Source organism: Micromonospora sp. NPDC006766 (assembly GCF_040636055.1).
In the GTDB taxonomy this organism is placed as follows: domain Bacteria; phylum Actinomycetota; class Actinomycetes; order Mycobacteriales; family Micromonosporaceae; genus Micromonospora.
The window spans coordinates 184326-197952 of sequence record NZ_JBEYIX010000002.1 but is presented as its reverse complement, the minus strand read 5'-3'; the positions used below and the strand labels follow the sequence as shown (position 1 = coordinate 197952).

The 13627-nt window shown below is 65.8% G+C and carries 16 protein-coding genes and 1 pseudogene; 7 read left to right on the top strand and 10 right to left on the bottom strand.

Going from position 1 to position 13627, the window contains the following annotated elements:
- Window positions 1-568 precede the first annotated feature (568 nt).
- The 3 genes from ABZ671_RS04685 to ABZ671_RS04675 form a co-directional block, all read right to left on the bottom strand.
- Window positions 569-1261, bottom strand: coding sequence for a hypothetical protein (locus ABZ671_RS04685; RefSeq protein WP_357851194.1), 693 nt, complete (start codon window positions 1259-1261; stop codon window positions 569-571).
- Window positions 1262-1474: 213 nt separating this feature from the next.
- Entirely contained in the window at window positions 1475-1606 is a 132-nt protein-coding gene (locus ABZ671_RS04680) for a hypothetical protein (RefSeq protein WP_357851191.1), read from the bottom strand.
- Window positions 1603-1923, bottom strand: coding sequence for a hypothetical protein (locus ABZ671_RS04675; RefSeq protein ID WP_357851188.1), 321 nt, complete (start codon window positions 1921-1923; stop codon window positions 1603-1605). The genes ABZ671_RS04680 and ABZ671_RS04675 overlap by 4 nt, the downstream gene beginning before the upstream one ends.
- Window positions 1924-1989: 66 nt before the next feature.
- Between ABZ671_RS04675 and ABZ671_RS04670 the strand changes: the two genes are divergently transcribed.
- Window positions 1990-2712 (top strand): hypothetical protein, encoded by a 723-nt coding sequence (locus ABZ671_RS04670; protein WP_357851185.1) that lies wholly within the window; start codon window positions 1990-1992, stop codon window positions 2710-2712.
- A gap of 17 nt (window positions 2713-2729) precedes the next feature.
- Here the strand turns inward: ABZ671_RS04670 and ABZ671_RS04665 are convergent, their stop codons facing one another.
- The 3 genes from ABZ671_RS04665 to ABZ671_RS04655 are packed head-to-tail and all read right to left on the bottom strand — an operon-like array spanning window position 2730 to window position 4407.
- On the bottom strand, window positions 2730-2987 hold the full coding sequence (locus ABZ671_RS04665; protein ID WP_357851183.1) for a hypothetical protein: 258 nt from the start codon (window positions 2985-2987) through the stop codon (window positions 2730-2732).
- Window positions 2984-4177, bottom strand: coding sequence for an FAD-binding oxidoreductase (locus tag ABZ671_RS04660; RefSeq protein ID WP_357851180.1), 1194 nt, complete (start codon window positions 4175-4177; stop codon window positions 2984-2986). Before ABZ671_RS04660 ends, ABZ671_RS04665 begins: the two co-directional genes overlap by 4 nt.
- Complete coding sequence (locus tag ABZ671_RS04655; protein WP_357851177.1) at window positions 4174-4407, bottom strand: hypothetical protein; 234 nt, start codon at window positions 4405-4407, stop codon at window positions 4174-4176. The genes ABZ671_RS04660 and ABZ671_RS04655 overlap by 4 nt, the downstream gene beginning before the upstream one ends.
- A 240-nt stretch (window positions 4408-4647) precedes the next feature.
- On the opposite strand from ABZ671_RS04655, the gene ABZ671_RS04650 reads away from it, so the two are divergent.
- The 3 genes from ABZ671_RS04650 (at window position 4648) to ABZ671_RS04640 (ending at window position 7812) form a co-directional block, all read left to right on the top strand.
- The gene (locus tag ABZ671_RS04650) at window positions 4648-5667 is read left to right on the top strand and encodes a DUF5919 domain-containing protein (RefSeq protein ID WP_357851174.1); all 1020 of its coding nucleotides are present in this window, start codon (window positions 4648-4650) and stop codon (window positions 5665-5667) included.
- Window positions 5664-6506, top strand: a complete 843-nt coding sequence (locus ABZ671_RS04645; protein WP_357851171.1) for an inositol monophosphatase family protein — start codon at window positions 5664-5666, stop codon at window positions 6504-6506. The genes ABZ671_RS04650 and ABZ671_RS04645 overlap by 4 nt, the downstream gene beginning before the upstream one ends.
- A 658-nt stretch (window positions 6507-7164) precedes the next feature.
- A complete protein-coding gene (locus ABZ671_RS04640) occupies window positions 7165-7812 on the top strand; it encodes a hypothetical protein (protein ID WP_357851169.1) in 648 nt (215 codons plus the stop codon).
- A 446-nt stretch (window positions 7813-8258) separates the two neighbouring features.
- Here the strand turns inward: ABZ671_RS04640 and ABZ671_RS04635 are convergent, their stop codons facing one another.
- Both ABZ671_RS04635 and ABZ671_RS04630 read right to left on the bottom strand, forming a co-directional pair.
- The gene (locus ABZ671_RS04635) at window positions 8259-8822 is read right to left on the bottom strand and encodes an Eco29kI family restriction endonuclease (protein WP_357851724.1); all 564 of its coding nucleotides are present in this window, start codon (window positions 8820-8822) and stop codon (window positions 8259-8261) included.
- A gap of 183 nt (window positions 8823-9005) precedes the next feature.
- Complete coding sequence (locus ABZ671_RS04630; RefSeq protein ID WP_357851166.1) at window positions 9006-9743, bottom strand: GIY-YIG nuclease family protein; 738 nt, start codon at window positions 9741-9743, stop codon at window positions 9006-9008.
- Window positions 9744-10130: 387 nt separating this feature from the next.
- Between ABZ671_RS04630 and ABZ671_RS04625 the strand changes: the two genes are divergently transcribed.
- The 3 genes and pseudogenes from ABZ671_RS04625 (at window position 10131) to ABZ671_RS04615 (ending at window position 11446) form a co-directional block, all read left to right on the top strand.
- Window positions 10131-10799 carry a transposase family protein gene (locus ABZ671_RS04625; RefSeq protein ID WP_357851162.1) on the top strand — a complete coding sequence of 223 codons (669 nt, stop codon included), beginning with the start codon at window positions 10131-10133 and terminating at the stop codon, window positions 10797-10799.
- Window positions 10705-11190, top strand: a pseudogene (locus tag ABZ671_RS04620) (transposase); the annotation flags it as partial. The gene ABZ671_RS04625 and the pseudogene ABZ671_RS04620, both read left to right, overlap by 95 nt.
- 28 nt (window positions 11191-11218) lie before the next feature.
- Window positions 11219-11446 carry a transposase gene (locus tag ABZ671_RS04615; protein WP_357851721.1) on the top strand — a complete coding sequence of 76 codons (228 nt, stop codon included), beginning with the start codon at window positions 11219-11221 and terminating at the stop codon, window positions 11444-11446.
- On the opposite strand, the gene ABZ671_RS04610 is transcribed toward ABZ671_RS04615, so the two are convergent.
- Both ABZ671_RS04610 and ABZ671_RS04605 read right to left on the bottom strand, forming a co-directional pair.
- Window positions 11443-11853: a very short patch repair endonuclease gene (locus ABZ671_RS04610; RefSeq protein ID WP_357851718.1), complete on the bottom strand. Its 411-nt coding sequence runs from the start codon at window positions 11851-11853 to the stop codon at window positions 11443-11445. The two genes, ABZ671_RS04615 and ABZ671_RS04610, sit on opposite strands and share 4 nt — an antisense overlap.
- 395 nt (window positions 11854-12248) lie before the next feature.
- Window positions 12249-13553, bottom strand: coding sequence for a DNA cytosine methyltransferase (locus tag ABZ671_RS04605; RefSeq protein ID WP_357851159.1), 1305 nt, complete (start codon window positions 13551-13553; stop codon window positions 12249-12251).
- Window positions 13554-13627 lie beyond the last annotated feature (74 nt).

Sequence of the window (13627 nt, the reverse complement as noted above, 5' to 3'; positions counted from 1 at the left end):
CGGCGCGTACGGTCCGGGTGGGTAAGCGGCAGGCGGAGCGGAGTAGGGCACACCGGACTGCGGCGGGTGAGCCACCGGCGGGCCCGAATAGGGGACGGCGGACTGCGGCGGGTAGACGGCTGGCACGCCCTGGTATGGCGCAACGGCGGGGGGCGGGTATGCCGGGCCGGGCACGTATGAACCATCGTTGCCCGGGATCATTGGTTGCTCAGGATGCACCAGAACACTCTTGACTCCCGTCAACGGGACCGCCATCCGCCGGACAGTCCAGCGACCACGACAATCAGCCAGCTTGGATATCGCCCTGCATCTCGTGATGAACTACTAGTCCGCCGACATCAAGATCCTTGAAGCCTTGAAGCAACTGCCTAGAATCCGCGAGGGTTGCGTCGTGACAGGACGTATCCGCGATAGGAGCAGAGTTCCTGCCACGCCTCTTCGTCTACCGCCGAGAATTTCCGGCCCCTGGCCTGGCAGATTCTCCGCCACCCACTGCTGCTCGCCAGGTCTTCCGCATCGATTGAGCCGCTGTTGATCGCGCGCACGATTTCGCTATCCGACGCCGAGCTCAACTCCACCGGTCTATCCCTTCTATGCTCTTACCAGTATTCGGTCCTCCGTACGCACGTCTGTTGCCGCCGTACTGCAATGGTTGTGACCCTTTGAAGACACGGTCCAACACCTGGTCCACGAGTTGGTAGTTGTGATGCCGGGCGTGGTTTGTCGTGCCGCTCAGAAGCGGCGCCGCCAGTTCCCGGGCGGCGGTGGCGAACGGCTCCTGTGCTAGCGCGTCGATCAGCTCGTCGTACCACCCCAGGATTCGCACCTGGTCGGTTCCGGCGTCCTGATACGGCCGGCTCCGATCGAACTCCAGGTGGGGATGCTGCTGCTCGACGCTCTGCCCCGGTCCGGCGTAGCGGTGCAGCACCGACTCACGTACGACCAAAAAGCCCCACGCGTCATCGCCGCTGTCCGCCTCCTCGGGCTGGAGCAGCACGAACGTCTCCATCCGCTTCATGTTGACCGTCGACAGCCGTTGTCCTGACCCCGTCTTCGGCAGGCAGGACAGCGCCCAGTGATCGCGCTCGGTGGCGGATGGCTCGGGCACCGCAGCGCTCAGATACGCCCGATTGGCCGCCACCACCTGGTCAAACCAGCGGCCGTCGGCCAACGCCCTGAACCTCGCCTGCTTCTCCGGATCAGCACGCATGTCCGCCTCACGACAGGCGGGTGACACATTCCCGGTCTGCGTCTCGGCCATCCGTGCACTGTAGACACATGTGCCCGGAGAGGCCTCCGATGAACGGCCACCGTCAAAGACCGAATCTCCGCGTCGCCTCGGCCGACTGCCAGCTGCGCAGGGCGTTCTTGATGCGTTGGTTCTCGGGGCGTACGGCGGCGAGCTGGCGGGACCGTACACGGCCTGGTCGCCGTGCCGGTGGTCGAGGGCGACGGTGAGCGCGTCGCCGTCGCCTCACTTTCCCGGTTCGTCGAGTTGGTCGTGGGAGAACGTCAGCACGATCGTCAGCCAGTCGTGGCGCAGCTTGTCGAGGGTGGCCGCGTCGTACAACGCCTCTATCGAGCGGGCCCCGACGACCAGGGTCACGCGCCGGCAACCAACAGCAGGTCACCGTCGACCAGGCTCAGCCCGCTGTCGATGGGCGGGCCCAGATACAGCAGCTCACCGGGGCGTACCTCATGAATCAGGCTGGTGCAGAGAGTGATCGCGACAGCGTTCCACCCGGGCTGATCGCCACCACCGAGATGAACCGGGAAACCCCGTTGATCGCCGCGCTGGTCCGATACCGCCTGGTGCCGGTGGCGTGACAGCCGCAGTCGAGCACCACTTGGGCGCCGATCGTCCCATCCGAACCCGAAAGGTGATTTGTCTTCTGATTTGGGCCGACACTCCGATTCGCCCATTTATGCTCGCCGGAGCACCCGCGCTGTCGGAGCGACAGCGTTGTCGAGCCACCCAAGGAGGGGCACATGGCACCGGGCCGGGCACTTCGGACACTGGTCTTGGCGGTTGCCGGCGGCATGATCGCCATCGGCACGGCCGCACCAGCCATGGCCATCGCCCCACCGCTTCCCGAAACGGCCCTGGCCGACCACACCACACCCGTCGCGCCGGAAGAGCCACGTCCCCCGCTGCTCCCGGCAGACTTTCAGGGGACAGGCCGATACATCGTGCGCGACCTCGGCATCGATGTTCCCTTCACCTGGCAGGGAAGGGACGGCGACAGTCAGATGATCGCCGGAGGCCCGCAGTATCCGATCTGGTTCACCAACCTGATCTACCACAACACGCTCTACACGCTCACTTACAAGTGGCCGAACATCCCGCTGTATCCGCCGCAGCCCTGCGACCAGGTGGGGTTCTTCAATCGCCAGATATTCAACGACAAGCTGAAGACCGCCCGCTTCGTAGGACCGGAGATTCTGCAGGGGGACAACGATCGCCACGTCGATCATTGGCGGGTTGGCGTCGTTGCCGGCTTTACCCAGCCAGGAGCGGTTCCCCGGCTCCCGCTCGCGCTCGGCGATATCTACGTCGACCAAGGCAATCCGAGCCAGTGGTGGCAGGTGCTGCAGTTCGGCATCCAGAACCTCTACGATCCGGAGCTGGATGAGTGGTTCACGATGGACACGTTCAACCACCTGCCAGGGCAGGTCACGCTTCCCGACAGGTGTCCGCCGCCAACCCTGTGAGCCCACACCGGCCCTGGTCAGGGACCGAGCCTCCGCGTCGCCTCGGCCGACTGCCAGCTGCGCAGGGCGTCCTTGATTCGCCCGTTCTCGGCGCGTACGGCGGCGAGCTGGCGGGACCGCTCGCCCAGCTCGTAGGCGAGCCGGTGCAGCAGGGCGTCGACGTCGTCGACCTGGTAGCCGCGCCGGCCCAGCCGGGTGGCGGGCAGGGCGAGCGCGGCGATCCCGTCCGGGGTGAGTGGGCCGCGTAGGGCGTTGCGGCTGCGGTAGACGGTCATCGCCACGGGATCCGATCCGGCAGGTGGATCCGGTCGGCGGGCACCCCGGCGGTGAGCAGCCGTAGCCGTGACCCGGCCAGCATCGCCGGCGGCCCGCACACGTACACGGCCTGGCCGCGCCAATGGTCGAGAGCGACCGTGAGCGCGTCGCCGCACTCCCCCGGCTGGTCGAGCTGGTCGTGGGAGAACGTCGGCACGATGCTCAGCCAGTCGTGGCGCAGCTTGTCGAGGGTGACCGCGTCGTACAACGCCTCGATCGTGCGGGCTCCGACGATCAGGGTCACCTGTCGGCCGTCGGGGGTGGCGGCGACCTGCTCGACCAGGGCGCGTAGTGGTGCCAGGCCGGTGCCGCCGGCCACCAGCAGCAGGTCACCGTCGACCAGGCTCAGCCCGGTGTCGGTGGGCGGGCCGAGATACAGCAGCTCGCCGGGGCGTACCTCGTGGACCAGGCTGGTGGAGACGACGCCGCCGGGGACCGCGCGGACGTGCAGCTCGACGGTGCCGTCGGGGCGTGGTGTGTTCGCCGGGCAGTACCAGCGCCACCGGCCGGGCCGGCGCGGCGTGCACACCGGCACCGCCTGACCCGGCTGGTAGAGCAGCCGCCGCCACGGCCGTACCGTCAGGACCGCGACCCCGTCGGCGGCCAGGTCGTGGTCGAGCACCTCGACCGGCCACCAGGCCGGGCCGTCACCCGCCCGTTCGGCGGCCCGCTCGACCTTCTCCCAGGGCACCCTGACCTGTAACGCGTCGTCGATGACGGCGGTGTGGTCGGGGCGCAGGCCATAGCGACGGTACGCACGGCCGAGCACCGCCAGCAACGCCCACCTGTTCGGGCGGTCGTCGTCTTCGCTGGTGAGCTGGTGCAGGGCGGCGTACAGCAGCGGGGCCGCCTGCTCGGGCAGCAGGCCCCGGTAGCGGTCCTCCACGAACTCCCAGAAGTCGGCGACGCTCGGCTTCCGGTACGGCCTCAGGACCCCCGTCAGGTAGTCGACCGCCCGCCGATGCTGCCCCTCCGACCAGCCCAGACACGGCACCTCCGGCTCACCGCCGGTCCCGCTGGCCAGCGACCGCGCCAGATGCGCCTTCAACCGATCCCAGTCAACCCCGATCAGGTACGCGGACAACTCCGCATCCGCCGCCACCAGACTCAACCAACGGGCCACCGCCTCCCGCATCTGCGCCTCGGTCATCGGGTGCCGCCCTCGACCGCCTCAGCCTGCTCCTCGGTCAGGCCCGCTGCTTCGAGGGTGGCGTGGCCCCACCGGGCCAGCCGACACGGGTACGGGACACGCTCACTGCGACAGAGCACGCCCTGCGGCCAGGGCTCTGGCGCGTGGACCCGAACTGCCTTGGCGGCGAGGGAAAAGTCTTCGTCGGTGACCGGGGTGAGGACGGGAAAATCGGCGAGTACGACAGACATCGGTGGGCGCCTCCGGCAGTGTGATGCGTCAAGCGGCACCGGGGCGGGCGGGGACGACGAATCCGCGACGGGGAACGCGGGTCGACCGGAGCCCAGCACCCGCCCCGGGCCATGCATCCACCCTGGTCAGCCATTCGAACCCACGACATGGCTACGGACTGCACCTTGCCGGTAACTGCACTGCACCGGCTGGCGTTAGGCTGCCCAAGGACCGATCTCGATGCGACCGAAGGCGGCACGATGACTACCGTGCACCAGTGGACCGGCCGGGAGACGCGAGCACTGCGCCAAGCCCTGCGGATGAGCATCAAGGACTTCTCCGCACACCTCGGCGTGGCCGAGCGGACCGTGTCGAAGTGGGAAGCCGGACAGGAGAACGTCCGCCCGCGACCGGAGATGCAGGCCGCGCTCGACACGGCGCTGAGCAAGGCGGGCGAGGACGGCCGCGACCGGTTCATCCTCGCGCTCAACCTCAACGAGCCACGACTGTCGCCTGACACTGCCCGCTCAGACCTGGGAGCGACGGCCCGCAGGCGGGTGGCATCCGTCCGTGCCCTCACCGGCCAGTCGCCTGACGATTTCGCCGAACTGCTGGCCGAGCCACTCGGCTGGCGGCCAAGCGCCGAAATGGTGCTGCGTTGGGAAACCAACGAGACGCCGCCCGGCGACGTGATGCTCGCGCTCGACACGCTCGACCAGCGCCCGCCGCCACAACCCAGCGAAGGCCTCGCCGGTCTAACGGCGGTCTACCCAAGCCGATCGCAGCTCTCCGCGCATCTGCCGGCCGACCAACTCTTCGATGGTGCTCGGGACATCCGGGCGGTCGGCTTGTCCCTCAACATGCTCTGCCAGGACTACGCGGACCGCAGTTGGCAGGCCCTCCTGGCGAGCGGTGCCCAGGTCCGGTGCCTGTTTCTCGATCCGGCCGGGTCGGCGATCCAGGCCCGCGAGTTGGAGGAAGGCTTTCCGACTGGGCAACTCTCGGCGCTGACGAAACTCAACATCGAAACGCTGCTGCGGGTGCGCGACCGGCTGCCCGCCAACCTGCGAGACAACATGCACCCGGCGACCTACGACGAGACCCTTCGCTTCAACATCGTGCTGGTGGACGATCTGTGCGTGGCGCAGCCCTACCTGACAGAAAGCCGGGGCGTTGACTCCCCCGCATTCGTCATTCGACGAGACATACCCGACGCCGGGCTGTACTCGGTGTTCGAGCAGGTCTTCGAGTCGCAATGGCAGCGAGGGCGGGCGCTGTGACCGACTACCGAGACCTGCTGCCGGTCGCGGTGGAAGCCGTGAGGCGAGCGGCCGAGGCCATGCGGCACGGGTCGGCTGGCAAGCTCACGGCGAAGGGCGACCGCGACCTCGCCTCGGAACTGGACTATGGGATCGAAAGCGATGTGCGAGCGTTCCTGGCTGCCGAAACACCTGAGATCGGATTCCTCGGCGAGGAAGAAGGATCGACCGGGTCTGCCGTGATGCGATGGGTCCTCGATCCGATCGACGGCACAGCCAACTTTGTGCGCGGCCTGCCCATGTGCGCTGTCTCGCTCGCCCTCGTGCATCAGGCCGAGGCGGTTGTCGGCGTCATCGCACTGCCCTTCCTCGGCTCGCTCTATAGCGCTGTCAAGGGCGGCGGCGCCCATGCGAACGGACGAGAAATCAGAGCCAGCAGCACCAGCCGCCTGAACGACGCCATCGTCGCCATCGGTGACTACGCGGTAGGTCTGGACGCCGAGGCCAGGAATCGACTGCGCCTCGCACTGACCGCGCAGCTCGCCGCTGAGGTCCAGCGGGTACGCATGACCGGCAGCGCTGCGCTCGACCTGGCGTGGCTCGCGGAGGGCAGGCTGGATGCAGCACTGACCCTTTCCAACCATGCCTGGGACATGGCGGCGGGTGTTGTCCTCGCACGGGAGGCCGGAGCGGCGGTCATCGACCAGAACGGCGCCGCTCATGATCTCGACTCCACCGTCACGCTCGCAGTCGCGCCTTCGCTCGTCGAGGCGGTCCTCGGCGTCTACCGAAAGTCCGTCTCAGCGATGGAGAAAAGGCAGGAAGCAGGACCTCCGACGTTCGCCGGCTTGCTCGCATGAGTCCGCCTCGCGTTTTGTCCTTGGTCGTCTGCGCCGCTCCTCCCCTGCTACGGATCGGCGAGCTGATCGAACTACTTCAGGAAGACGGCTGGGCCGTCTGCCTCACCGCTACGCCAACCGCTGCCTCCTGGATCGATCGAGAGGCGCTGGCACGGCAGACCGGCTACCCGGTCAGAGTCGAGTGGCGAATGCCAGGGGACCCGGAGCCCCACCCTCCGGCGACCGCCGTTGCCGTCGAACCGCCGACGTTCAACGTCATCAACAAGTGAGCTCAGGGAATCAATGACACCCTCGCGCTCGGCATCCTCAACGAGGCGCTCGGGGCCAACATCCCGGTGTATGCCTTCCTGAACGTCAAGGCGCAGCTTGCCGCTCATCCAAGCTACGACCGACACTTGCGGCTACTTCAGGACGCGGGCGTCATTGCGATACCACTGACGGCAGAGCTGGACTGGCGGATGGTCGCGGATAGAGTCCAAGCCCTCGCGTAACAGGCTGCCCACCCAGCCGGAACGCATGCCACTGACAGGCGGCGTCGGGGAGCGGCCCCAGTGCTGACCGCTTACTCCGCATCGTGTTCCCAGCGTAAGCTGCCCTCGGTTTGATCGCACTCGACCTTACTCGCAAGCAACCGGGCGCCCAGGAAGGCTTTTGAGGCGTGGCACTGGACTTCTTTGAGGGTAGGAGCTACAACGGCGTCGCACTCACGGTTGCGCTCCTCGCCCTTCTAGTCGCCGTCGTGACCGCTTACTTCGCCCGCGCGGCGGTCTTCCCTCCACGAAGGCGGCTGAGTGTCCGCCTGCTCAAGCCGGCTCGCTTGCTCGGCAGTGCAGGGGGTGAAGTGGGGGATCTAGAGGTCTCGCGCAAGGGTCGCGTACTTGAAGATCCCCACATTGTGACGATCATCATGAGGAACACGGGCCGTCACGCAATCAGCAGTAGCCAGTTCGATCAGGATAGACCAATCAGGATCGATCTCGGGGCGCCGATCGAAGCGATCTTGAGTGCTGCCACAGGGCACTCGGCAACCTGCGTTGCCATAGACGATCAGGTGATACTATTCGGTCCTGAGCTTATCCGACGCAAGCAGGAAATTCAGATACAGGCTCTGACCGCCAGCGCTCCTCAAGTGCACGAAAATGTCGTAGCCGAGCATCTGGTGGATACCACGGTTACGATTGGCACATCGTCGTCGACGACGACGACGAATACCGAAGTCCGACCCGCTAGCCTTTTCGGGAGCCTTTCGGCTCTAGTCATATCCGTCGCAGCACTCGTAAGCGCCCTTCAATCATTGTTCCGATAGAGGTTGATTCGCAGCCTCGACAAGCCGGCAATTTCTATTGCACTACCGGGTCCTTTGCTACCGGCCACAGATCGCAGCGCTTGCCGGATCATTCCCTTCCCGCGTCGCCGTACACCGCCTCGTCGGGGAAGCCTCGGAACGCCTTGACATAGGCGTGATTCTCTGGGCTGGGTAACGGCCATCTCGGCGTGACGGCCTCGCTGCGCACCAGGCGGTAATCAAACAGAATGCACTGGTCGCTTTGCATTCTGTAGCGGTTAGCGTGCCTGGACTGGTCTCTGCTCGGCGAGGCGCGAGAACTGGAAATGACCGCCGCAACTGTTCCGCTGTTCCTGAAGCCGTTTGCTGAGATCGGCCGCCAGCTAGGCCGACATATCACAACGGTATAGGGTCAGGTTGGATCAGAACGTGTGGGCGGAGAAGAACGAAGACTGCGGCCATTGAGATCAGGATACGGCCGGTGTGGGGCCGATCTTGTGGTTCCTCCAGGGAAGCAGGTGGCAATTGGCTACTTGTTGCGCCACGTGTCGACGCACCCGCGTACGGAGGTCGTCTGGGTCGTGGGGCTCAGCCCCAAATGAACGGCGTCGCCCAGGATGGACGGTGTCCCACCTACTTCTCGCGCTCCGCCTCGTACTACTTCCCTGCTCGTTGCTACCAAATCCGGTCAACTCACTGTTCCACGCCGGCTGGTAGCCGACGCGTAGGCCGTTTTCGCCCAAATCGCAGTGCACATCTGGAGTGCGGAGCAGTCTGACGCCGAACTGCTCAAGCCGAAGGTTGTGGGCCTCGCTTATTGATTGGCGATGCTGACCGACCCGCGCCCAGAGCGGGTGACTGGTATTAGCAGGCCTCCCAGTTGCACTACTGTGCGAGTGTGACTTGCCCACATATACAGGGATGTCAAGCAAGATCAGCGGATCGTATAGTCCTGTCCCTTCCGCGATACAGTAGATCGCGTAAAGCCCGGAGCCGTCGAAACGTGACAGCTCCTCAAACAAGGGTCTCATGGGCTGCCGCTCGAAATGCTCGCAGATGGCGTTCGTCAAGTCCCTGGTAGAAAGGGGATCGAAATAGGCGGGCACCGCATTATGCATCATTTCGGAATGGTTTCCACTGGAAGTGATCACCGGTAGCCCCCGCGTGTCGACGTCGCCTATCATCTGCGGCCTCCAGACGGCCAGATCAGCCCGCTACGGATACGTTCGCCGCGCGCTCGGGTAAGGGCCCTTTTTCGGATACATAATCACATATCCCGGCAAGGCCGTTATCTGCCAAGCGGGCTCAACATCGGCAATCGCCCGCGCCAATCCGTGAAAGAGCTCGTCCGCAGTCGGTCGGTCGGACGAGACGTCGACGGTTACCTCCTTATGGAATGCAGCCTGCTGGTATCGGAAGACGTAGGGCAGGGCCTCCTTGAGGATCTTTAGTAGGTTGGCTGCCCTGTATCGGCCGGGCATGATCGTGTCGCAAACCCAATCGAGGTTCGCCGGGTGCAGAACATCGAAATGGCGCGGTTTCTTGGAGAAATCAGTGGTATCTCGCTCTTTCCCCGGATCATTGTTGCCGAACCCGTTGTTATTCCACGGCGCCTGACCGTCACCCTTGTACCGCGCGATCAGCAGCTTTTCCGGCGCGACAGCGTGGAGGTCCTCCTCTACGTAGAGGCAGGCGAAGGTCATGCGGCCGACATGAAGTCGGCCGGAGATCTTCGCAAAATGCTCTGTAAGGCGCGCGGGCAATGAGTTGTCCGCCTTGCCGACGTAGACGAAGTGGTCGTCTTCGTAGAGTTGGTACACGCCGGGACGTGGGGCGAGGGCCGCGATGTTGACTAGATCGAGCGGCGCCGGCATCAGCTTGTCCAAGGATTCGGCAAGTTGATCACCAAGGGCTCGAGTGATGCTGAGACGGAACTCAGCGCTGTTGAACATGCGGCGGCCTCGACCTTCCACGTACCGGCAGCGAGTCGATCTCGTGACGCGATCTGCGCCAGCCTACTCGGCGGACGCATCAGCGGCAGAGAGGAGCGCCGGCGGGAAGTCGCCTGTGGACGATGGTCGGCGCGTGCACCAGCGGGACCTCTTCGACAGCTACCGCAGCTTACGAAGCAGGCGGCAGGATCACTGGGCCATCACCTGCTGTGGTGTGATAGGCGACCGATGGGTCGGCGGCGAGCACCGTTCGTCGAGCAGGTATCGAGGCTCTTCGAGCTTGAGCGGGGTTCGTGGCTGAGCCAACCCCGGACGTGAAGGGCTCGCAGCTCGTCGGTGATCATCTGAGTGTCTAGTTCGGATGGTCACAGATGAAGAGCTGCGAGCATGGTCAACGATACGACCCGGCTGCTGGGCCTGGACGGCCTGGTCGCTGAGCGGGTCGAGTCGGACGCCTCCGGTGTCCCGGTGGCGGACCTGTCCACCGGCTGTGAGCAGGCGCGATGCTGCCCGCAGTGCGGGCAACGTGCGTTGAAGGTGAAGCAGTGGACCACCACGCGGCCGAGGGACCTGCCAGTCGGTGGCCGGATGGTCCGGCTGCGCTGGCGCAAACGTCGCTGGTACTGCCCGACGCCGGGCTGTCCGCGTCAGTCGTTCACCGAGCACGTCGTCCAGGTCCCGGCCCGTGCCCGGCTCACCACGGCTGCGGCAGGCGGCCGGGGCGGCGGTCGCCGACGCGGGTCGCACGATCGTGCAGGCCGCCCGGGACCACGGCATCTCCTGGCCGGTCGTCGCTGCCGCGTTCACCGCTCACGCGAGCGCGGTGTTGCCGGCCGAGCCGGAGCCGGTCGCGGTGCTGGGCATCGACGAGGTTCGCCGCGGCAAGCCGCGCTGGATCTGGGACGCCCACGCCGGTTCGTGGACCGTGACAGCGGACCGCTGGCACGTCGGCTTCTGCGATCTGTCCGGTGGCCAGGGGCTGCTCGCGCAGGTCGAAGGCCGCACCACGGCGGCGGTGACCGGCTGGCTGACCGCCCGCCCGCAAGCCTGGCGTGAGCAGGTCCAGGCGGTGGCGATCGACATGTGCACCGTGTTCAAGTCCGCGATCCGGCAGGTGCTGCCACACGCGGTGCTGGTCGTCGATCACTTCCACGTCGTGCAACTGGCCAACCGGGCCGTCACCGAGGTCCGCCGCCGCATGACCCTGACCCAGCGAGGACGCCGCGGCCGCGCCAGCGACCCGGAATGGCGGATGCGTAACCGGCTGACCCGATCCGCAGCCCGCATGCCCGGCAAGCACGTCGACCGCCTCGTCGACACCCTCGAAGCCCTCCCAGCGGCGATCGGCGCTCCGATCCTGACCGCGTGGAACGCGAAAGAAGACCTGCTCGACCTACTCGCGACCGCCCGCACCCAGCCCACCCGGGAACACGTCCACCGGCTGCTGCACCACTTTTACACCCGCTGCGCCGCAACTGACCTGCCCGAACTCCACCGACTCGCCCACCACCATCGAGACCTGGTGGCCGCAGATCCAGGCGTTCCTGACCACCGGGATCACCAACGCCGGTTCAGAAGGAACCAACCGCGTCATCAAAACCGTCGCCCGCGACGCCTACGGCTTCCGAAACCCCGAAAACCAACGCCTACGCACCCGCACCGCCACCACCCGACGCCACCGCGGACACCTCAACCCCGCTTAAGTTCGAAGAGCCGGTATCGACGGTCGAGAGCCAGCGAGTGATCTGTGGACGGCCCCCTGGACGCGTTCGGCGGCCTTCGTAAGATCCTCGTGCTCCCAGATCCTGATCACAATCCACCCGGCATCGGCGAGTAGCTGGTCCGTCTCCCGGTCGCGAGAGCGGTTTCCCTCGATCTTCTGTCGCCAGAACTGATCGTTGGCTCGGGCGGGGCGATAGTGCTCAGGGCATCCGTGCCAATAGCAGCCATCGACGAATACCGCTACGCGGGCGGTAAAGAAGACCACGTCCGCAGTGCGGCGTAGGGAGGGCAGTGGCCGAGCACTGACCCGGTATCGCATGCCTGCCTTGTGCAGGAGCGACCGTAGTCGTCGTTCGGGGCCGGTGTCGCGGGCCTTGTTGGCGCGCATCACGGCCCGCACGGCAGGGCTCTTCGCCCAAGAGGTCGCGGTGTTGTCGGGCGCAGCGAGGAGTCCGCGGTCCCAAGCGAGCCGCCATCCCTCGGCGAGATTCTCGGCTCGGGTGGCGTACTCGACCTCGCCAAGGTAACGAGCGGGTGAGCGTCCGTTATCCGACCACCGCAGGTAGGCGCGGATTCGCCGGGTCCGCGGCAGCAGTTTGAGTTCGACGGATGCCCGAGCGTGACGTCCATCGCCGAGGTCGACCCAGCGTCGTTCCGCGCCGCCAGCAGCCCGGTCTTGTTCAGCCGAGGCCGCCCGCCGGCTGCGGCCTTTTCGCCCCTTCCAGGCTCTCGGATCCGGCGGCTTGTCCGCCCAGCGCTGGTCGGGTCGGGCCGACGATGGCGTCACGGCTTACTCTCGGCCTCGTCGAGCGCGGTAGCGATGGCTCGGGCGAAGAACTCGCCAAGCATGACGGGGACGGCGTTGCCGAGTTGGCGCATCTGCTCGCCGCGAGGGCCTGCGAGCTTCCAGCCATCGGGGAAGGTCATGACTCGCGCGGTCTCCCGTACCGTCATGTATCGGTGCCGGTAGGCGTAGGGCGAGCCTTCAAGTGGTTCGGGTAGCAAATCGTCGGTCAGCAGCACCGACTCTCCCCCAGGCACGCCATGCACACCGGCTTTGACTGTCTTCGCGGGTCGGTCCAGCTCGTTCGGCGTGTGGCCCGGGTAGATACGCGCGTCCGGCCAACCGATGTGATCGGTGAAACCACCCAGCCCGTACTCTCGGCGATCAAGTCGATCCCAAGGCACCATAGGCAGCGGGCGCTGTCCGTCAAGCCCCTTGATGGCATCCCGCAGAGTGCGCCACGGCAGCTTCCCGTCATCCTTCGGAGGTGTGTCCGGCAGCCGCGACATGACACCCTCTCGTACATGGTCGGGAACGTCCAGATGCCGTTCCCAGTAGGATCCGTCCAACATCGACCGGATCAACGCGGCTTCCGAGTATCGCGGGCTCACGGCCTCTTCGAAGCGTTCGATATCGACACCGAGGTCCGACCGGAAGGCCACGATGATGATCCTGTTACGGCTCTGAGGGACGCCATAGTCGGCGGCGTTCACCTTCGTGGTCACGACCTCGTACCGCCGCTTCGGGTCTGACGGCTCCTCGTTCAGTCGCGTCCGCAGCACCTCGTCGTGCTCACGCCACGTGGCGTCGCCGTCGCGCTCCTCGAACGGCAGCCGCAACTCCCGTTCGATGTAGTCGAAGTACGGTTTGAAGGACGGACGCACCAGGCCGCGGACGTTCTCGCACATGACGGCCTTGGGCTGAATCTGACGGATAGCGCGGAACATCTCCGGGAACATGTTGCGCTTGTCCTCGTCACCTTTGGCGACTCCACCCAGGCTAAACGGCTGGCAGGGTGGCCCTCCGGCCAGTAGATCCACGCGATCCCATAGGTAGTCGAACTCTACTCGACTCACGTCCCCCTCGACCAGTGGCCACCGCTCCCCTGGGGAGGGGATTCGCTCGCTCTCACCTCTCAGCGTCGCCACGTTGGCCTTGAGGGTTTCACATGCGTACTTGACGAGCTCGTTGACCAAGAGAGGGCGGAAACCCGCCCGATGAACAGCCATCGCCAGACCGCCACCGCCCGCGAAAAGCTCCACCGAGGTACGGTCCTTGATCGGCTTTCCCAGCTGCTCAGACATGGCAGGAGCATACCGCGGAGTTTCCGATCATGGAAGGAGGCTCTCCGTGAGCGTGGGCGCTTGCGCGGCCGGAA

Bases quoted from the DNA above. Each gene is read 5' to 3' on its own strand.
- ABZ671_RS04610 (WP_357851718.1), bottom strand. From the start codon at position 11,853: ATGCGCGCCAACAAGGCCCGCGACACCGGCCCCGAACGACGACTACGG.
- ABZ671_RS04655 (WP_357851177.1), bottom strand. From the start codon at position 4,407: ATGTCTGTCGTACTCGCCGATTTTCCCGTCCTCACCCCGGTCACCGAC.
- ABZ671_RS04630 (WP_357851166.1), bottom strand. From the start codon at position 9,743: ATGTTCAACAGCGCTGAGTTCCGTCTCAGCATCACTCGAGCCCTTGGT.
- ABZ671_RS04675 (WP_357851188.1), bottom strand. From the start codon at position 1,923: ATGGGCGAATCGGAGTGTCGGCCCAAATCAGAAGACAAATCACCTTTC.
- ABZ671_RS04665 (WP_357851183.1), bottom strand. From the start codon at position 2,987: ATGACCGTCTACCGCAGCCGCAACGCCCTACGCGGCCCACTCACCCCG.
- ABZ671_RS04685 (WP_357851194.1), bottom strand. From the start codon at position 1,261: ATGGCCGAGACGCAGACCGGGAATGTGTCACCCGCCTGTCGTGAGGCG.
- ABZ671_RS04635 (WP_357851724.1), bottom strand. From the start codon at position 8,822: ATGAGACCCTTGTTTGAGGAGCTGTCACGTTTCGACGGCTCCGGGCTT.
- ABZ671_RS04670 (WP_357851185.1), top strand. From the start codon at position 1,990: ATGGCACCGGGCCGGGCACTTCGGACACTGGTCTTGGCGGTTGCCGGC.
- ABZ671_RS04650 (WP_357851174.1), top strand. From the start codon at position 4,648: ATGACTACCGTGCACCAGTGGACCGGCCGGGAGACGCGAGCACTGCGC.
- ABZ671_RS04660 (WP_357851180.1), bottom strand. From the start codon at position 4,177: ATGACCGAGGCGCAGATGCGGGAGGCGGTGGCCCGTTGGTTGAGTCTG.
- ABZ671_RS04605 (WP_357851159.1), bottom strand. From the start codon at position 13,553: ATGTCTGAGCAGCTGGGAAAGCCGATCAAGGACCGTACCTCGGTGGAG.
- ABZ671_RS04625 (WP_357851162.1), top strand. From the start codon at position 10,131: ATGGTCAACGATACGACCCGGCTGCTGGGCCTGGACGGCCTGGTCGCT.